The organism is Bacillus sp. AFS041924 (assembly GCF_002577195.1).
In the GTDB taxonomy this organism is placed as follows: domain Bacteria; phylum Bacillota; class Bacilli; order Bacillales; family Bacillaceae_G; genus Gottfriedia.
In genome coordinates, this window is the sequence record NZ_NULG01000016.1 from 1 (window position 1) to 19,528 (window position 19,528).

Annotated in this window: 18 protein-coding genes; 10 read left to right on the forward strand and 8 right to left on the reverse strand. The window is 35.6% G+C overall.

Features of this window, described 5'->3' with window-relative positions:
- The first annotated feature begins 280 nt into the window (after positions 1-280).
- From hemW to COC46_RS05330, 9 genes are all read left to right on the forward strand, one after another.
- Positions 281-1,417 (forward strand): radical SAM family heme chaperone HemW, encoded by a 1,137-nt coding sequence (gene hemW / locus COC46_RS05290; RefSeq protein ID WP_098808702.1) that lies wholly within the window; start codon positions 281-283, stop codon positions 1,415-1,417.
- 150 nt (positions 1,418-1,567) lie between these two features.
- Positions 1,568-2,596: a heat-inducible transcriptional repressor HrcA gene (gene hrcA / locus COC46_RS05295; RefSeq protein ID WP_056472836.1), complete on the forward strand. Its 1,029-nt coding sequence runs from the start codon at positions 1,568-1,570 to the stop codon at positions 2,594-2,596.
- 59 nt (positions 2,597-2,655) lie between these two features.
- Positions 2,656-3,228: a nucleotide exchange factor GrpE gene (gene grpE, locus COC46_RS05300; protein ID WP_098808703.1), complete on the forward strand. Its 573-nt coding sequence runs from the start codon at positions 2,656-2,658 to the stop codon at positions 3,226-3,228.
- 91 nt (positions 3,229-3,319) lie between these two features.
- Positions 3,320-5,143, forward strand: coding sequence for a molecular chaperone DnaK (gene dnaK / locus COC46_RS05305; RefSeq protein WP_098808704.1), 1,824 nt, complete (start codon positions 3,320-3,322; stop codon positions 5,141-5,143).
- Between the two features lie 498 nt (positions 5,144-5,641).
- Positions 5,642-6,778: a molecular chaperone DnaJ gene (gene dnaJ / locus COC46_RS05310; protein WP_098808705.1), complete on the forward strand. Its 1,137-nt coding sequence runs from the start codon at positions 5,642-5,644 to the stop codon at positions 6,776-6,778.
- A 146-nt stretch (positions 6,779-6,924) separates the two neighbouring features.
- A complete protein-coding gene (gene prmA / locus COC46_RS05315; RefSeq protein ID WP_098808706.1) occupies positions 6,925-7,875 on the forward strand; it encodes a 50S ribosomal protein L11 methyltransferase in 951 nt (316 codons plus the stop codon).
- A 1-nt stretch (position 7,876) separates the two neighbouring features.
- Positions 7,877-8,629, forward strand: coding sequence for a 16S rRNA (uracil(1498)-N(3))-methyltransferase (locus COC46_RS05320; RefSeq protein WP_098808707.1), 753 nt, complete (start codon positions 7,877-7,879; stop codon positions 8,627-8,629).
- A 4-nt stretch (positions 8,630-8,633) separates the two neighbouring features.
- Positions 8,634-9,968: a tRNA (N(6)-L-threonylcarbamoyladenosine(37)-C(2))-methylthiotransferase MtaB gene (gene mtaB, locus COC46_RS05325; protein WP_098808708.1), complete on the forward strand. Its 1,335-nt coding sequence runs from the start codon at positions 8,634-8,636 to the stop codon at positions 9,966-9,968.
- Between the two features lie 141 nt (positions 9,969-10,109).
- On the forward strand, positions 10,110-10,304 hold the full coding sequence (locus COC46_RS05330; protein WP_098808709.1) for a hypothetical protein: 195 nt from the start codon (positions 10,110-10,112) through the stop codon (positions 10,302-10,304).
- Between the two features lie 70 nt (positions 10,305-10,374).
- Here COC46_RS05330 and COC46_RS05335 read toward each other — a convergent pair whose 3' ends face one another.
- On the reverse strand, positions 10,375-11,046 hold the full coding sequence (locus COC46_RS05335) for a Rossmann-fold NAD(P)-binding domain-containing protein (RefSeq protein ID WP_098808710.1): 672 nt from the start codon (positions 11,044-11,046) through the stop codon (positions 10,375-10,377).
- Between the two features lie 476 nt (positions 11,047-11,522).
- Between COC46_RS05335 and COC46_RS23000 the strand changes: the two genes are divergently transcribed.
- Positions 11,523-12,365, forward strand: coding sequence for a peptidoglycan-binding protein (locus COC46_RS23000; protein ID WP_218012446.1), 843 nt, complete (start codon positions 11,523-11,525; stop codon positions 12,363-12,365).
- Positions 12,366-12,494: 129 nt separating this feature from the next.
- Here the strand turns inward: COC46_RS23000 and COC46_RS05345 are convergent, their stop codons facing one another.
- The 7 genes from COC46_RS05345 to nikC form a co-directional block, all read right to left on the reverse strand.
- Positions 12,495-13,817: a sodium:solute symporter family transporter gene (locus tag COC46_RS05345; RefSeq protein WP_098808712.1), complete on the reverse strand. Its 1,323-nt coding sequence runs from the start codon at positions 13,815-13,817 to the stop codon at positions 12,495-12,497.
- Between the two features lie 3 nt (positions 13,818-13,820).
- Positions 13,821-14,519, reverse strand: coding sequence for a response regulator transcription factor (locus COC46_RS05350; protein WP_098808713.1), 699 nt, complete (start codon positions 14,517-14,519; stop codon positions 13,821-13,823).
- Complete coding sequence (locus COC46_RS05355; protein ID WP_098808714.1) at positions 14,516-15,283, reverse strand: sensor histidine kinase; 768 nt, start codon at positions 15,281-15,283, stop codon at positions 14,516-14,518. The genes COC46_RS05350 and COC46_RS05355 overlap by 4 nt, the downstream gene beginning before the upstream one ends.
- 244 nt (positions 15,284-15,527) lie before the next feature.
- Positions 15,528-16,514 carry an ABC transporter ATP-binding protein gene (locus tag COC46_RS05360; RefSeq protein ID WP_098808715.1) on the reverse strand — a complete coding sequence of 329 codons (987 nt, stop codon included), beginning with the start codon at positions 16,512-16,514 and terminating at the stop codon, positions 15,528-15,530.
- Positions 16,514-17,542 (reverse strand): ABC transporter ATP-binding protein, encoded by a 1,029-nt coding sequence (locus COC46_RS05365; protein WP_098808716.1) that lies wholly within the window; start codon positions 17,540-17,542, stop codon positions 16,514-16,516. Before COC46_RS05365 ends, COC46_RS05360 begins: the two co-directional genes overlap by 1 nt.
- Positions 17,543-17,554: 12 nt before the next feature.
- On the reverse strand, positions 17,555-18,475 hold the full coding sequence (locus COC46_RS05370; RefSeq protein ID WP_098808717.1) for an ABC transporter permease: 921 nt from the start codon (positions 18,473-18,475) through the stop codon (positions 17,555-17,557).
- 12 nt (positions 18,476-18,487) lie between these two features.
- Complete coding sequence (gene nikC, locus COC46_RS05375) at positions 18,488-19,390, reverse strand: nickel transporter permease (protein ID WP_098808718.1); 903 nt, start codon at positions 19,388-19,390, stop codon at positions 18,488-18,490.
- Between the last annotated feature and the right edge of the window lie 138 nt (positions 19,391-19,528).

A 19,528-nucleotide genomic window follows, 5' to 3' on the forward strand; every position in this document is an offset into this window, starting at 1 on the left:
ATGGAAAGCGAAGTACCTGGAATGGAAAATCAACATTCTTTTTTATCAGAGCTTTTTTTAAAAGCGTGTAATTAATATGATTAATTTTTTTCAGAAGTTAAGAAATGAATAAAAACAAAAAAACAATTAATACTGATTAATGATACTAAAGCTATTAATTAGACAAATATTTTAAGAAGATATACAATCAAAAAAGTTAAAATCATCAAAAGTCCCTGAATCTGCACCTACGATGGTATCGGATCAGGGGCTTTTCGTTACTTAGAAAAGAGGAGAAGTTATGGCATCTTCCGTTTATATTCATATACCATTTTGTCAGCAGATTTGTTACTACTGCGATTTTAATAAATTTATGATGGACCGTCAGCCGGTGGATCAATATTTAGAATATCTAGAGAAAGAAATTGTTGAAAGTTTAAATAGAAATCCGATAACAGATTTGAAAACAGTTTTCGTAGGTGGAGGAACGCCAACTGCATTGACATTAAATCAAACTAAAGTGTTAGTTGATATGATTAACAACCATATTATAAAAGGAAAACAAGGAATCGAAATGACTTTTGAAAGTAATCCTAATGAAATTTCAAAAGAGAAGCTACAAATTTTAAAAGATGGTGGAGTAAATCGGATAAGTTTTGGAGCGCAAACATTCGATGAAGGATTACTTAAAAAAATTGGACGAACACATTCACCTAATGAAATAGAAGAAGCTATACAAACGGCAAAAGAAGTTGGAATTGATAATATCAATCTTGATTTAATGTATGCTCTGCCAGGTCAAACAATGGAGCAATTCGTTGATTCGTTGGATAAAGCTATGAAGTTACCGATTCAGCATATTTCAGCATATTCATTAATTATTGAACCAAAAACTGTTTTTTACATAGAAATGAATAGGGGCAAGCTTAAGCCAGCTCCTGAAGAAGATGAAGCAGCTATGTATGACTTTTTAATGAATTATTTAGAAGAAAAAGGTTTTCATCAATATGAAATCAGCAACTTTGAAAAGAATGGCTTAGAAAGTAAACATAATCTTGTTTATTGGAATAATGAAGAATATTTTGGATTTGGTGCAGGTGCACATGGCTATATAAATGGAATTCGTTATTCAAATGCTGGTCCGTTAAAAAAATATTTTCAAATAATTGATGAGACTGGTGTCCCAATTGTTCATGAACATACAGTAACGAAGCAAGAAAAAATGGAAGAAGAAATGTTTTTAGGTCTTCGTAAAATGCAGGGAGTTTCAGAAAGAACGTTTCAAGAAAAATTTGGTTCAAACTTTAATGAAGTATTTCCTAATGTAATTGAAAAACTAATCAAAGATGGATTAGCTGAGCTAAAAGGGGAATTCCTTCGACTAACTCATAAAGGAAAACTACTAGGTAATGAAGTGTTTCAAGCATTTCTGATTTAGGTTGGGAAGCAGGGGATTAAATTTTTACTTTTCTCTTGAATTTGCTTTGCCTTAATCCTCCCTTAACTTCTTGACATAGTATAAAGGATTTGTTAAGTTAATAATATATTTAGCACTCACTAGATAAGAGTGCTAATAGAGGTGATAAACATGTTGACTGAAAGACAGTTATTGATACTTCAAATTATTATCGATGACTTTATTCGCATGGCACAACCTGTTGGTTCAAGGAGTTTATCTAAAAAGGAAGGTATTTCATTTAGTTCAGCAACGATACGAAATGAGATGGCTGATTTAGAGGAACTTGGATATATTGAAAAGCCTCATAGCTCTGCAGGTCGAATCCCTTCTGAAAAAGGGTATCGTTTTTATGTAGACCATCTGTTATCACCCCAAATTGTTAATGACGATGATGTTCGTTCGATAAAAGGTATTTTTGCCGAGCGTATTTTTGAAATAGAAAAGCTTGTGAAAAATTCAGCTGATATTTTATCTGATTTAACTAATTACACAACAATTGCACTTGGTCCAAAGGTTACTGAGAACAAGCTTAAAAATATTCAGCTTATTCCAATAGGACCGAATACTGCAGTATCAATTATTGTGACGGACACGGGTATTGTTAAAAATAGAACAGTAACGATCCCACCAGGTGTGTCTATGAGTGATATTGAAAAAATGGTAAATATTTTAAATGAGCGACTAGTAAATGTACCGATTCATCAAATAAATGACAAGCTTTATAAAGAAATAGCAATGATTTTACGTACGCATATTTCAAATTACGAGAGTGTTATTAAGATGATTGGTGGCACTATTGACGTACCGATTGAACAAAAGCTGTTTTTAAGTGGAAAAACGAATATTTTAGCTCAGCCAGAATTTAATAATGTTGAGACAATGAAAATATTGTTAAACATGATTGAAAGGCAAGATGAACTAAAAAGTATTATTCCTCTTGAACACATGGGTTTAAGTGTCAAAATTGGTAAGGAAAATGAAAAGTCTGGATTAGAAAATGTAAGTATCATTAGCGCAACCTATTCTTTAGGTGAAGATCAAATTGGTACAATCGCAGTACTAGGACCAACTCGAATGGAATATTCTCGGGTAATCTCATTAATGCATTTAATTACAGGACAACTGAATTTATTATTTTCATCTAAGGATGTTGAATAAATCCATTGTGAAAAGAAACAATGGATTACATATAAAAAAAAATAGGAGGTGAAGGTGACATGACAGAACGTCAGGAAGAACTTTTAAAAGAAGAAGTAGTGAATGAAGAAACTACTGTTGAAGAGCCTTCAATCTTTACTGAAGAAAATTCTGAAGAGCAAACTGAAGAAGTAAATTCTACTGATGATGAACTTCAAAGACTTCGTGCTGAAGTAGATGAAAAGGAAAATAAGTACTTACGTCTACATGCTGACTTCGAAAATTATAAGCGTCGTGCACTTTTAGATCAACAAGCTTTAATGACTTATCGTGCTCAAAGCCTAGTATCTGATTTATTACCAGTACTAGATAATTTCGAACGTGCATTACAAGTTGAAGCAACAGACGAGCAAACTGCATCATTTAAACAAGGTATGGAAATGGTGTACCGTTTGTTAGTTGAAGCTGTGAAGAAAGAAGGAGTAGAAGAAATCCCAGCACTTGGTGAACAATTCGATCCGAATGTCCATCAAGCTGTAATGCAAGAATGTGATGCTTCTAAACCATCCAATGAAGTTCTACAAGAATTCCAAAAAGGCTATAAGCTTAAGGACAGAGTAATCCGTCCATCAATGGTTAAAGTTAACGAGTAATCATAGGCGTCCTTTAAAGACGCTATCTTAAATATAAAATTTATTTAAAAAACTAAAATATAACTTTTGTAGATTTTAGGAGGAACATGCAATGAGTAAAATTATTGGTATTGACTTAGGAACAACTAACTCTTGTGTAGCAGTATTAGAAGGCGGAGAGCCAAAAGTAATTCCAAATCCAGAAGGAGGACGTACAACTCCGTCAGTTGTTGCCTTCAAAAATGGTGAGCGTCAAGTTGGGGAAGTAGCTAAGCGTCAAGCAATTACAAACCCTAACACAATCATGTCAATCAAACGTCATATGGGTACTACTCATAAAGAAAATATTGAAGGTAAAGAGTATTCACCACAAGAAATCTCTGCAATCATTCTTCAAAACTTAAAAGCATCTGCTGAAGCTTATTTAGGTGAAGCAGTTACGAAAGCAGTTATTACAGTACCTGCATATTTCAATGATGCTGAGCGTCAAGCGACTAAAGATGCTGGTAAAATCGCAGGTTTAGAAGTAGAACGTATCATCAATGAGCCAACTGCTGCTGCATTAGCATACGGTTTAGATAAAATGGATGAAGACCAAACAATCCTAGTTTATGACTTAGGTGGCGGTACATTCGACGTTTCAATCCTTGAATTAGGAGATGGAATTTTTGAAGTTAAAGCTACAGCTGGTGATAACCGTTTAGGTGGAGATGACTTTGACCAAGTAATCATCGATCACTTAGTAGCTGAGTTCAAAAAAGAAAATGGTGTTGATTTAAGCCAAGATAAAATGGCATTACAACGTTTAAAAGATGCTGCTGAAAAAGCGAAAAAAGACTTATCAGGTATTACTTCAACTCAAATTTCATTACCATTCATTAGCATGGGTGCAGCTGGTCCATTACACTTAGAGTTAAACTTAACTCGTGCAAAATTCGAAGAGCTTTCTCACAACTTAGTAGAAAGAACTTTAGGCCCAACTCGTCAAGCAATGAAGGATTCTGGCTTAACTGCTAGTCAAATTGATAAAGTAATCTTAGTTGGTGGATCTACTCGTATTCCTGCAGTTCAAGAAGCAATCAAAAAAGAAACAGGAAAAGAGCCACATAAAGGTGTAAACCCTGATGAAGTAGTAGCATTAGGTGCTGCAATTCAAGGTGGAGTTTTAACTGGTGATGTGAAAGATGTAGTATTACTTGATGTAACTCCATTATCATTAGGTATCGAAACAATGGGTGGAGTATTTACAAAGTTAATCGAACGTAATACTACAATCCCAACAAGTAAATCACAAGTTTTCTCAACAGCTGCTGACAATCAACCTGCTGTAGACATTCACGTTCTACAAGGTGAGCGTCCAATGGCAAATGACAATAAAACATTAGGTCGCTTCCAATTATCGGATATTCCACCAGCACCACGTGGAATTCCTCAAATTGAAGTATCATTTGACATCGACAAAAATGGTATCGTAACAGTACGTGCGAAAGACCTAGGTACTCAAAAAGAACAAAATATCGTAATCCAATCTTCTTCAGGTTTAAGTGATGAAGAAGTAGAACGCATGGTAAAAGAAGCAGAATTAAATGCTGATGCAGATGCAAAACGTAAAGAAGAAGTAGATCTTAAAAACGAAGCGGATCAACTAGTATTCCAAGTAGAGAAAACTTTAAAAGATCTTGAAGGAAAAGTTGAAGAAGCTGAAGTTACTAAAGCTAACGAAGCTAAAGACGCATTAAAAGCTGCTTTAGAAGCAGGTAACTTAGATGACATCCGTACTAAGAAAGATGCTCTTTCTGAAATCGTTCAAGCTTTAACAATGAAGCTTTATGAGCAAGCTGCTGCTGCACAGCAAGCTGCTGGTGGCGCTGAAGGTGGAGCGAAACAAGACGATGTAGTAGACGCTGAGTTTACTGAAGTTAAAGACGAAAAATAACGAAAAGTGGAAGGCGTTTGATCAGCCCTGACAGTCGGAAATGCGGAACAAGCTCGATCAGCTCTGAAGGGAATATCTCCACCCGGCTGAAGAAGTGGTGTCTTTTCCACTTCAAAGTTGGGTGGAATATTACCGAAGAGCTAGCTTGTGAAGCTAGACATGCATAAGAAAAAGTTTGGTTTTTAACTTTTACCGAAATTGGGCTTATGACCTCGAAGGGCTAACGCCTGGAACTAGACAATAACGAAAAGTGGAAGGCGTTTGATCAGCCCTGACAAGCATAAGAACGATTTCGGAAAAAGTTTGGTTTTTAACTTTTACCGAAATTGGGCTTATGACCTCGAAGGGCTAACGCCTGGAACTAGACAATATATAAATATCTAAAAAAGAGGGAAGTCAAAGTCAGGGAAGCCTTGGCTTTGACTTTTTCTTTTTCTTTTAGAAAATCACAGGATATGTTAAAATATTCTTTATGTGAAAGGAGCGGATTGAAACACTATGAGTAAACGTGATTACTATGATGTGCTTGGTGTGAGTAAAAGTGCATCACAAGATGAAATAAAAAAATCGTTTCGTAAATTAGCAAAAACATATCATCCGGACGTTAATAAAGATCCTGATGCACCTGAAAAGTTTAAAGAGGTGCAAGAAGCATACGAAAACTTATCAGACGATCAAAAACGAGCTCATTATGATCAATTTGGTCATACAGATCCAAACCAAGGTTTCGGCGGCGGCGGATTTGGCGGCGGCGGATTTGGTGGGTTTGAAGATATTTTCAGTCAGTTTTTTGGTGGTGGTGGCGGTGGACGTCGTCGTGACCCGAACGCACCAAGAGCTGGAGCTGATTTACAATATACAATGACAATTCAGTTTGAAGAAGCGGCATTTGGAATGGAAAAAGAGATTGAAATTCCAACTGAAGAAACATGTCAAACATGTAGCGGTTCAGGTGCAAAGCCTGGTACATCAAAAGAAACATGTAAACATTGTCATGGCTCAGGACAAATGAGTGTTGAACAAAATACACCATTTGGACGTATTGTCAACCGTACAACTTGTTCACACTGTCAAGGTACTGGACAGATGATAAAAGATAAATGTAATACTTGTCATGGCGCTGGTCGAGTGAAAACTCGTAAGAAAATCATGGTAAAAGTACCGGCGGGTATCGATGATGGACAACAAATTCGTTTATCTGGCCAAGGTGAACCAGGTAAAAATGGTGGACCAGCTGGAGATTTATATATTGCATTCCATGTTCGTGAGCATGAATTCTTTGAAAGAGATGGAAATGATGTTTACTGTGAACTTCCATTAACCTTTGCACAAGCTGCATTAGGTGATGAGGTTGAGGTTCCTACATTACATGGTAAAGTAAAAACGAAAATTCCTGCTGGAACGCAAACTGGTACTAGAATGCGTTTAAAAGGTAAAGGAATTAAAGATGTACGTGGATATGGTCAAGGTGATCAGCACGTAATCGTAAAAGTTATCACACCAACTAAACTAACAAGCCGTCAAAAAGAATTGCTTGAAGAGTTTTATAATATTGGTAAAGGCCAAAAAGACGATAAACATGATTCTTTCTTCACAAAGTTAAAACGTGCAGTAAAGAATTTTGGCGAACAGTAAAATAAGTTATTAATTCAGTACGTTAGTATAGGTAAAAAGTGGAAACACTAAATAGAAGAAGTGATTAAAATGGCACCCTCTAAATCTGATTATGATTAGAGGGTATTGCCAAGTATAGAAGAGAGTATGAATGGAGTTGGTAGTTTATGAAATGGTCAGAATTAAGTATTCACACTACACAGGATGCGGTTGAACCGATTTCTAACATTTTACACGAAGCTGGTGCAAGTGGTGTTGTCATTGAGGACGTGTTTGATTTGACGAAGGAGCGAGCACAGGTTTACGGTGAAATCTACCAACTTAACCCAAAAGATTATCCAGAGGAAGGTGTAATCGTTAAAGCATACCTTCCTGTGAATAGTTTTTTAAACGATACGATCGATGGAATTAAAGAAGCGATTAATAACTTAATAGCATTTGATATTGATTTAGGTAAAAATACATTCGCTGTTCATGAAGTAAGCGAAGAAGATTGGGCAACAGCTTGGAAAAAATATTATCACCCAATTTCAATTTCGGATCGATTTACAATTGTACCATCTTGGGAAGAGTATGAACCAAGAACATCAGATGAATTAATTATCGAGCTAGACCCTGGAATGGCCTTTGGTACTGGTACTCATCCTACAACAGTTATGTGTATTCGCGCCCTTGAGAAAGTCGTAAAATCAACTGACAGAGTAATCGATGTAGGCACAGGTTCAGGAGTATTAAGTATTGCAGCGGCTAAACTTGGTTCTTCAAATATCGAAGCTTATGACTTAGACGATGTTGCAGTTCGAAGTGCAAGAGAAAATGTTCAATTAAACAAAGTTGACGATGTAGTAAAAGTTGGACAAGGTAACTTACTACAAGGAATTGAAGGTCCGTTCCAAGTTGTAGTTGCAAATTTACTTGCTGAAATTATCCTTCGTTTTGTTGACGATGTATATAACGTTCTAGAACCAGGTGGAACATTTATATCTTCAGGTATAATTGGAGCTAAGCAACAAGACATTGAAGATGAATTAAACCGTGTTGGGTTTGAAGTGACGGAAGTATTACATTTAGAGGACTGGGTTGCAATTATTGCAAAAAAACCAGCTCAAGGAATGTAATATGCAAAGATATTTTATAGAAGAAACGCAGCTGCAAAATGATCTTGTTACAATAACAGGTGATGATGCACATCATATCGCTAACGTTATGAGAATGAAAGTAGATCAAGAAATTATTTGTACAGTACCAGGATCATCAACTGTTCGTTGTTCACTTACAAATATTTCTAGTGAACTAATAACTGCAGCTGTTGTAGAATATGTTGAGAATACAAATGAACTGCCAATATCAATTACGATTGCTAGCGGATTACCAAAAGGTGATAAACTAGAGTTAATCATACAAAAAGGTACGGAGCTTGGAGCAACTGGTTTTTTACCTTTTGCTGCAGCTAGATCAATTGTTAAACTAGATGATAAAAAAGCTGGTAAAAAGGTTGATAGATGGCAAAAGATTGCAAAGGAAGCGGCTGAACAATCTTACCGATTTATTGTGCCAACTGTAGAACAGCCAGCGTCTTTTCAACAATTACTAAACTCAATACAGTATTATGATGCGTGTATTGTAGCATATGAAGAAAGTGCAAAAACAGGAGAATCAGCAGGGCTTGTACAAACATTCCAGTCATTAAGGGAAGGATCACGATTATTAGTAGTGTTCGGACCAGAAGGTGGCTTGTCTGATAAAGAAGTTGCTCAGCTAGAAGAAAAAGGTGCAAAACTATGCGGACTTGGACCAAGAATTCTGCGAACAGAAACAGCACCATTTTATGTTTTAGCTGCTGCCTCCTTTCATTTTGAATTAATGGGGTGAAGAAATGCCACAAGTAGCTTTTCATACATTAGGCTGTAAAGTTAACCATTACGAAACAGAAGCAATTTGGCAGCTGTTTAAAGCAGCAGGCTATGAACGTACAGAATACGAGACTAAAGCTGATGTTTATGTAATAAATACTTGTACAGTTACAAATACAGGTGACAAAAAAAGTAGACAAGTAATCCGCCGTGCTGTGCGTAAAAATCCAGACGCAGTAATATGTGTAACTGGATGTTATGCACAAACATCTCCAGCGGAAATTATGGCGATTCCTGGGGTAGATATCGTTGTTGGTACACAGGATCGTACTAAAATGCTTGATTATATTGAGCAATATCGAGTAGAACGTCAACCAATAAATGGCGTAGGCAATATTATGAAGGCTCGAGTTTATGAAGAGTTAGACGTACCTGCGTTTACTGACCGTACGCGTGCTTCTTTAAAAATTCAAGAGGGTTGTAATAATTTCTGTACTTTTTGTATTATTCCATGGGCACGTGGCTTAATGCGTTCTCGTGATCCAAAAGAAGTAGTGAAACAAGCTAGGCAATTAGTTGAATCGGGCTATAAGGAAATTGTTTTAACTGGTATTCATACAGGTGGATACGGTCAAGACATGAAAGATTACAACTTAGCGTTGCTATTAAAAGACTTAGAAACAGTAGAAGGCTTAAAGCGCGTTCGAATTTCTTCAATTGAGGCTAGTCAAATTACGGATGAAGTAATTGAAGTACTTCGTCATTCAAATATTGTAGTTCGACACTTACACGTACCTTTACAATCAGGATCTGATACTGTTCTAAAACGTATGCGTCGTAAATATACAATGGCAGAGTTTGCTGAAAGAATTGAAAAATTACGTGAAGTATTACCAAATTGTTCAATTACATCTGATGTAATCGTCGGATTCCCAGGTGAAACTGAGGAAGAGTTTATGGAAACATACAACTTCATCCAAGACAATAAATTCTCAGAATTACACGTATTCCCATATTCAAAACGTACTGGTACACCAGCAGCACGTATGGAAGACCAAGTTGACGAAGAAATTAAAAATGAACGCGTACACCGTTTAATTGAATTATCAAATCAGCTTGCAAAAGAATATGCATCAATGTTTGATGGAGATGTTTTAGAAGTTATTCCGGAAGAAAAATATTCCGAAAATGGTGTCGAAGGCCTATTAATTGGTTACACAGACAATTATCTAAAAGTCGTGTTCGAAGGAAATGAAGACATGATCGGTAAAATTGTAAAAGTCAAAATCGCCGAAGCTGGTTATCCAGTAAATAAAGGTGAATTTGTCCGAGTGTTAGAAGACGTTACTGTTAACTAAGTTCGATATAAAAAAAAGGATAGATATTCTAGAAAAATCTAGAGTATCTATCCTTTTTTATTTTGGCTTGATAAAAATTGCCGAACTACTTGGTATGTATTCCAAGCATCAATACAAAATATAACTACGGAGGTGAATCTAATGACAAAACGCAATCGATCAAGAGATACTGACGATAACCATATTCATGTTGCTACCAACTCATACTTAGATACGAGCGAGAACGATTCGAATAAAATTAATTATGATGAAGGTGGTAGTCCATACCTAGATACAAGTGAAGACGCATCTTCAGCAGCAAACACAAGACGCGGAGCCCCATATTTGAATACATGATTACAACAAATTGAGTAGATGGGAAGGAACTAATCCAGTAAGGTTTAGATTAGTTCCCATTCCTTGCTCCTTAATCCTTTGCGGCTGCTTTATTAATATCTTCAACCTCGATAAATGGTGTAGGGTAACCTTCCTTTGCAATATTGATCATTGCTCGACCAATTTGTTCAGAAGTTGTTATAGAGTTTGGGAAAATTTTTTTTAGGACAGGATAGATCGGTTTAGTTATATCATAAATGCTTTGATATAATTTAGTTTTTGATTTTATTTCCTTATGCGGAATAATTGCACCGGGACGAAACATGTATGCACCCTTAAACGGTAATTTTAATAAATCATTTTCTGTTTTCCCCTTTACTCTCGCCCACATTGTTCGACCTTTCTCCGTACTATCAGTACCTGATCCCGTAACATAAATGAAAGTCATTTGTGGATTCAATTTTGATAATGTGCCTGCAATGGATAAAGTAAGGTCATACGTAATTTTACGATAATCTTCCTCTGTCATTCTAAACGAAGATACACCTAGACAAAAGAAACACGCATCAAATCCAGATAACTGATTCTCGATTTGAGATAAATCCATCAGATTAATCTGTTTAATTTCATGAAATTTATCATGTTGAATACCAGTCACACTGCGACCAACTGAGTAAATTGAATCGATAGATGAGTCTTGCAAGCATTCTCTTAAAACACTTTGACCAACCATTCCAGTTGCTCCAAAAAGTAAAACTTTCATAACGTAACCTCCAATAATTTATTAATAAATAAACGTTCATTTATAAGTAGAGAAAATGAGTCTTATGCTTTAATAGCATTCCAACTCATCTTTATTGCTTTATTAAGTTTACTATTATCAAGGTGAATTGACCTTTAATATGATTCTTTGCTAATTGTGAGAATGGTAACCTGGGATACATAATTAATAAATTAACGTCTTCTTATTTAATTAATAATTGTTTTTTCCGTTTTCAATTATGTCAAAGACTGGTACGAACAGGTTAGAGCTTTCATCAAAGCACTAATTTTTGTATTTAAGTTGAGTTAGGAACCTGTTCTATGAAATATTAACATTTAAATAATGTAAGTAAACATTAAAAAGTACTAATAAATGAAGTCAGTCGTATCAAATTGATATGAATTATCAGGTGTGATTAGGGAATAGTAAAATTTGTAGTTTCAAAAGACTTATTATTTAAAAGGATGGTGTCATTAATGAAAGAATTCGAGTGGGACAAGTCTTCTTATTCTGCAAAGAGTAAGGAATTCAAAATTTTAAAATATGGTAAAAAAAGCTTAGGAACGATTGTACTTTCTTCAATGCTTGCTTTAGGTATGTCATCTACAAGTTATGCATTTGGTAAAGGTTCAGAAGGTCCAGATGTATTTGTGGTACAAGGAATGTTGAAATCAATAGGTAGTTACTCAGGTAAGATTACTGGGCATTATAATTATTTAACAATTAAAGGTGTAAAATATTATCAAAAGACTCATGGTTTACCTGTTACTGGTGCTGTAGATCCAACTACTTTTTCATCTATTATGCATTCATATGAAGCTGTAAAAGCTGGCGGAGGAACTGGCGGTGCAGGTGAAGGCGGAGGAACTGGCAGTGGCGCAGGTGAAGGTGGCGGTGCTGGCGGAGGAGCTGGTGGCGGCGCAGGTGAAGGCGGCGGTGCTGGCGGAGGAGCTGGTGGTGGCGCAGGTGAAGGCGGTGGTGCTGGCGGAGGTGCTGGTGGCGGCGCAGGTGAAGGCGGCGGTGCTGGCGGAGGAGCTGGTGGTGGCGCAGGTGAAGGCGGCGGTGCTGGCGGAGGAGCTGGTGGTGGCGCAGGTGAAGGCGGAGGAACTGGCGGTGGCACAGGTGAAGGCGGCGGCCAAGTTGAGGAACCAGGAAAAGGTGGAACTGAGCAACCACAACCAGGAAAAGGCGGAACTGAGCAACCACAACCAGGAAAAGGCGGAACAGAGCAACCACAACCAGGAAAAGGTGGAACAGAACAACCTGAACCTGAAAAGGGCGGTAACGAAAATCCACCACCAAGTAAAGGTGGAAATTAAGAACATTATTAATAATTTAGTTAGTTTAAAATTCGAAATAAAGAGAAGCATCATCTTTCATCTTCTAATTTAGAAAATTTAAGCAATAATACAGAAAAGAGCTAATCAAGTTAACTGATTAGCTCTTTTTTATGAAATAGTTAAGTCTCTTTTCTGTGTAAATAAACTAATTGCAAAACAAATTATGATAATAATGATCGAAAATAATGAACTTAACCAAATACTTTGAAAGTCACCTACATACGGTTGAACAACATAAGAAAGTAAAATACTGATTATGATACTAATTGGTATGTAGTTTGCGACCTTCCCTTTACTAAAGACTATAACCAAAACTGGAAACAACAATGCTGAATACACATTTCCCGAGTAAAATAATAGTTCGATAATGTTTTGAGATTGAATAATTGTTGAGAAAAAAATAATTGCCCCGATTATGACTGACAAAAGATAGGCAATTCTTATTTTTTGATGATCGCTTTTTGATTTTTTTTGCAGTGGCTCAATAATATTATTTACAATTAAGCTAGCAAGCGAGTGCAGTACTGCACCAAAAGTCGATGTAATAGCATTAAATACACATAAAACAAACAATATGAAAAAAAAAGGTGTCGTAATTTTATTTGCTAAACCAACTAATATGGATTGAATATCGGTAAATCCACCTGTGAAAATGACAATAATAAAAAGACATGAAAATGAGAGAGGAAAAATACCCCATATTAATCCAGATAACGAGAAAGTAAGTGGAACTTTTTTTACTTCAATCATAAACAATCGATGCCAAGATGTTATGTCAAAGAAAAACTGCCCAAATCCTACTAGTAAGCCTGAAAATAAAAATCCCCATAAATCGTAATGATCAATGACTAACATGTATGGATGAAATAATCTAATTCCATCATATACAGGTTGAACCCCTTCTTTTACGAAAAAATACAACGGAATTAAAATTGCCGCTGCAAACATTGTTATGACTTGGAATCCTGCTAGTCCGTGAATCATTTTTAAACCACCAAAGCCTGCGAAAAGTACGCAGAAACTAATAAAAATAAAAATTTCGATGTACAAGGGTAAATTAAATAGAAAATGAAATAAAGTAGAGGCACTCATCGACTGTATATATAATATGTGTAAACTAGTTAATATTAAAATACAGATCATAATCCAAAACCCGAGTGGATTTAGTTTCCTCTTCAAATAATCTCCAATTGTTAAACAATCATGGTACTCCTTACGAACCTTTTTCCCAATAAAACTAAAAACAAATAATGCAATTGCTCCTAAAAATGCATAGCCGATTCCACCAAATACACCATACTTAATCATTGACTCAGGCGAAGATAAAATCGTAGTTCCTGTTACCCAACGTGCCAAGAGAGAAATAATTCCCATTCCCATTCCAATTTGTATAGGACCTTGTACGTATTCTCTAAACGAACGTGAATTCAATGTTTATTTTCCTTTCTCACGATACTCTTTTGGCGTAATGCCTTCAATTTTGCGGAATAAAGTACTAAAGTAATGTTGACTATTAAAGCCAGAGTTTTCTGCAACATCAGAAATGTTCCAGTTTGGATTATTTGTTAAAAATCGCTTAGCCGCTTGAATTCTAAAGTCTATTAAATATTCTGAAAAAGAAACACCGACTTCTTCGTGAAATTTCCTACTTAAATAAGAATGATTTGTATGAACTTCTCGAGCTACATCAGAAAGAGATAGTTTTTCAGCGAAATGATCGTGAATATATAAAAGCGTTTGATGGATTAAACTAGAATACTGATTTGACGTATCAGTACGGCTATATTTAGATAAAACTTTTGTTAACTCACTTTCAATAACTGGCTTTGTTAAATAATCTAGAACTCCGATTCGAATTGATTGTTGTGCATAATCAAAACTTTGATAAGCCGTAACCATGATAATATCTACGTCTTTGTTTTGTGCTCTAAGCTCTTCGCCAAACTCGAGTCCAGATCGTCCAGGAAGATTAATGTCTAGAAACGCAATGTTAATTTTATGACTTTGATTTATTGTTATTGCTTGGCAAGCATCGGCAGCTTTATAAAACTTCCATAATGGAAACATATTTTTTATCATATACTCCATTTGTTCAAGCTCTAATGGTTCATCATCTAGTAGTAATACATTCATTTCAAATTTCCCTCCTCTACTTGTGAGTCATATACGAGCGGCCAAACGACTTTAACATTTGTACCTGTTTCAGTTGATGTAATTAATACATGTCCACTGTTACCAAAATATAGTTGTAATCTCTTTTTTATATTATCTAGACCATGACCTTCTTGATTGGAAAAAGAATTTGTCATTCCCATTAAACCATTATCAATGACTTCTAAGCAGACTAGCTCGGAGTCCTGATAAAAGTGTATATTCAGTAAAGCTTCGCCGACCTTTTTTTCTAAACCGTGTTTAAATGAATTTTCTACTAAAGTTTGCAAAATAAAAGGGGGAACTAAAGCATTATGTAAATCTATTGGACAATCTAACTGCGTGTTAAGTCGTTCACCGAATCTCAGAGTTTGTATGTCTAAATAATATTGAGTATATTGTATTTCTTGTGCTAATGGAATTAATGGCTCTGAAGATTTATATTTAAATTTTAAAAATTGAGAAAAAGTTTCAAGTGCTCGTATTAATTCCGAGGTTCGATTTAATCGTGCTAAGCTTAAAATGACATTAAGTGTATTAAATAAAAAGTGCGGCTGAATTTGCTGATTCAATTTATTGTATTGAGCTTCTTGTAATGCATGTTCTAACCGAATTTCTCTGTTTTTATTTTCAAGTAAGTCTATTCTTTTTTCAAAGATAAACAAAAATAATAAAGCAATAGCTCCCATAATAGGAGCTAAAATAAATAGCATAATGAGTAAAGTAAATCCCTCGTAACTTAGCATGAAGAACCTCAAATAGTTTATTATTAATATTTTTAATTAATTCGAAAACTTAGTTGATAAAAAATTGCCGTATACTAATCTTTTAAAAAAAGCATTAATTTATACAGTATGGAAGAGGAAAGGGAGTAGGAAATGATTTAAATGATCTTTTAAATTTGCTTTTCCCGTTCTCCCTAGACATTCCCATTTTATAAAGAAGCCTAAGTGATGTTCCTTTTATTTTTCCTGCCTATAAGAATACTATTTAATCAATTATGTGACAAGCAACTTGATGATTTTGTTCGGATAATTTTAATTCAGGTACTCTTGATTTGCAAATATCGATCGCGAAAGGGCATCTCGTATGGAAACGGCAGCCGCTAGGGGGATCGATTGGAGATGGTACGTCTCCAGTTAAAATGATTCTTTCTCTTTTATGCACTGGATTTGGTACTGGTATCGCAGATAATAGTGCACGTGTATAAGGGTGTTGTGGATTATCGAAGATGGATTTCTTATCAGCAATCTCGACAATTTTTCCTAAATACATTACCATCACTCGGTCAGAAATATGTCTTACCACCCCTAAATCATGAGAGATGAAAAGGAAGGTAAGTGAGAATTTTTTCTGTAATGACTTTAGTAGGTTTAACACTTGAGCTTGAATTGAAACATCTAATGCAGATACTGCTTCATCGCAAATGATAAGTTTTGGATCAACCGCAAGAGCTCGTGCAATTCCGACGCGCTGACGTTGTCCACCACTAAATTCATGAGGGTATCGGTCCATTGCTTCAGGTCTTAATCCAACATGTCCTAGTAATTCCTCAATTCTAGCTTTACGTTCTTCTTTTGGAACAACATTTTGAATGGCTAATGCTTCATTTAAAATTTGTCCAATTGTTTGTCTAGGGTTAAGTGAGGCAAATGGATCTTGAAAAATTACTTGCAGATCCTTTCTTATTTTACGCATTTCTTTTTTTCCTAAGCTTAATAAATCTTTTTCTCCAAAATGAATGTTTCCACTTGTAGGCTCGTCTAATCTTAGAATGGCTCTACCAGTAGTCGACTTGCCACAACCCGATTCTCCAACGATACTTAAAGTCTCACCTTCATAAATCTGGAAGCTAATATCGTCTACAGCTTTTACATGATTAACCGTTCTTCCCAATAAACCACCTTTAATTGGAAAGTATTGTTTTAAATGATCTACATTCAATAGTATGTTTTTATCCACTAGTTGTAATGACATTATTCAATCCCTACTTTCTCTTTACGCAAATGGTCTGTTTCCCATTGTGAGGTGTACATCCAACAGCTGACTTCAGTATTTTTATCAATCGTTTGTAAATCTGGCACTGACTGATGACAAATTGCCTTTGCATGTGCGCAGCGAGGAGCAAAACTACAGCCTTTAGGCATATTGAACGGACTTGGAACAGTACCAGGTATAGTTGTTAATTCATCTTGATCCATATCCAGTCGTGGAAGAGAGTTTAATAACCCGGTTGTGTATGGATGTTTAGGGCTATTAAAAAGTTCTTTTGCTGAAGTATATTCAACAATTCTTCCGGCGTACATTACAGCCACTCGATCGCAAGTCTCATAAACGACACCTAAATCATGCGTGATTAATATAACAGCTGTACCGAAATCCTTTTGGAGTGATTTAATTAATTCTAGAATCTGAGCTTGAATTGTCACATCAAGAGCGGTAGTCGGTTCATCTGCGATTAGCACTTCTGGATGACATGCAAGTGCCATTGCAATCATAACCCTTTGTCGCATTCCACCACTAAGCTCATGTGGTTCTTGTTTTGCACGTTTTTCAGGAGAGGGGATCCCAACAAGTCGCAGCATTTCAACTGCTTTATCCCAAGCTTCCTTTTTGCTTAATTTTTGGTGAAGACGAATCGCTTCAGCAATTTGTTCACCAGCTGAATAAACAGGGTTTAAAGAGGTCATTGGCTCTTGAAAGATCATTGAAATTTCATTACCTCGTATTGAACGCATCTGTTTTTCAGTTTTTGCAAGTAAGTCTTCACCTTTAAATAGAATACTACCACCAGCTATTTTTCCTGGAGGAGAGGGGATTAACCGTAATAGGGACAAGGAAGTAATACTCTTACCGCTTCCAGACTCTCCTACAATTCCAAGTGTCTCACCTTTTTTTAAATTAAAGCTTATTCCATTAACTGCTTTACTAATACCGTCATCTGTATAAAAGTGGGTTTGTAAATTTTTAACCTCAAGAATTGTTTCATCAAAATGTTTTTTCATGGTAGGACCTCCTTAATTCAAGTCAACTCGTTTATTAAAGTAACGGTAGAGAATGTCAACAGCTAGATTCATAAATACAAAGATAACTGAAGCGATTAATACGCCACCTTGAACCATAGGTAAATCTCTTGTCCTAATCGCATCAACAATTAATCTACCAAGTCCATTAATTGCAAAAACCGACTCGGTTAAAACGGTACCACCAAGTAATGCACCAAATTGTAGACCAACAACAGTAATAACTGGAATTAATGCATTTTTTAGACCATGTTTGTAAATAATGATATGTTCCTTTAAACCTTTTGCTCTTGCTGTACGCATATAGTCTTGACGAACAACTTCTAACATACTTGATCTAGTCATTCTAGCTACAATTGCAGCACCACCTGCACCTAATGTTAAGGCTGGTAGTACCATATGTTTAAACGTTCCCCAGCCGGCAACTGGAAAGATATGAAGATTAACAGAAAAGAAGTAGATTAGCATTAAACCAAACCAGAAACTTGGTAAAGAGATTCCTAGTAAAGCGACAATCATAATTGTAATATCAGCTGCGGAGTACTGTTTAGTCGCTGAGATAATACCTGCTAGCATACCAAGTACAACTGTAATGAAAATACTAGCAAGTGCAAGTTCGATTGTAATAGGTAAACGAATCATAATCTCATCTAATACTGGGCGATTATTTCGAAGTGATTCACCAAAATCTCCTTGTAGTACATGAAGAACATAATCGAAATATTGAATGATGATAGGACGATCAAGACCTAGCTGATGTCGTATCATTTCAATTGTTTGTTTTGTAGCACCCTCACCAGCAAGTAAAGTTGCTGGATCTCCTGGAACCATCTGCATGATAAGGAAAACAACTAAGCTTACACCAAGTAAAACTGGAATGGTTTGTATAATTCTTCTGACAATAAATAGAAACATTTACTTTCCTCCTTATTTTTTCATTCTTGGATCAAGAGCATCTCTTAGTCCATCCCCGAAAATATTAAATCCTAATACAAGTGTTGAAATCGCAATGCCCGGAAATAAGGCAATGTGGGGTGCAGTAAATAAATAATCTCGTCCGCTACTTAACATAGCTCCCCATTCTGGAGAAGGAGGCTGAGCACCTAATCCAAGATATGATAATCCAGCTGCTGATAAAATCGCTGTAGCAAGTTTTAACGTAGCTTGGACAATTATTGGTGAAAGAATATTCGGAAAAATATGTTTGAAAATGATTGATGCATCAGTTGCACCTAATGCACGAATTGCATCTATATACTCAAGCTTTCTGACGGATAATGTAGATCCCCTAACGATTCGAGCAAAAGTTGGAATTGAAAAGACACCGACAGCAACCATAACATTAATTAGACTAGGACCAAGTGCACTAATAATCGCAAGTGCGAGTAAAATACCTGGGAATGCAAGTAAAACATCAACAACCCTCATAATGATCGTATCTATCCATTTTCCGTAATAACCGGCTATCAACCCGAGAATGATTCCGAAAATGGCTCCAAATAAGACAGATACGAAACCAACAGAAATTGAAAGACGACTTCCATAAATGATTCTACTTAAAATATCTCTTCCTTTATCATCTGTACCCATCCAATGTTCCATGGACGGAGTTTGTAGTTTGTTCATTAAATCAATTGCAAAAGGATCCTTTGGTGAAATAAGCGGTGCAAATATGGCTACTAAAATATAAAAGAGTACAATATACCCTCCTACTAGTGCCAGTTTATTTTTCTTAAACTTCTTATAAAAAGTTTTCCATCTTTTTAGTTTTTGAGATTCTTTTTTTTCTAATGTGACTTCTCTGTTATTCAATGCAATCTCTGGTTTCATTAAATTTCCCCCTTTTCTTTGTTTAAATTTATTCAAAATTAGAATTGAAGTAAATATAATGCGGAAAAGCAGTAAAGATAATTAAAAAACGAGTAAAGATTCTGAAAATATAAAATTTTATTTTTTTTTATAATTTGA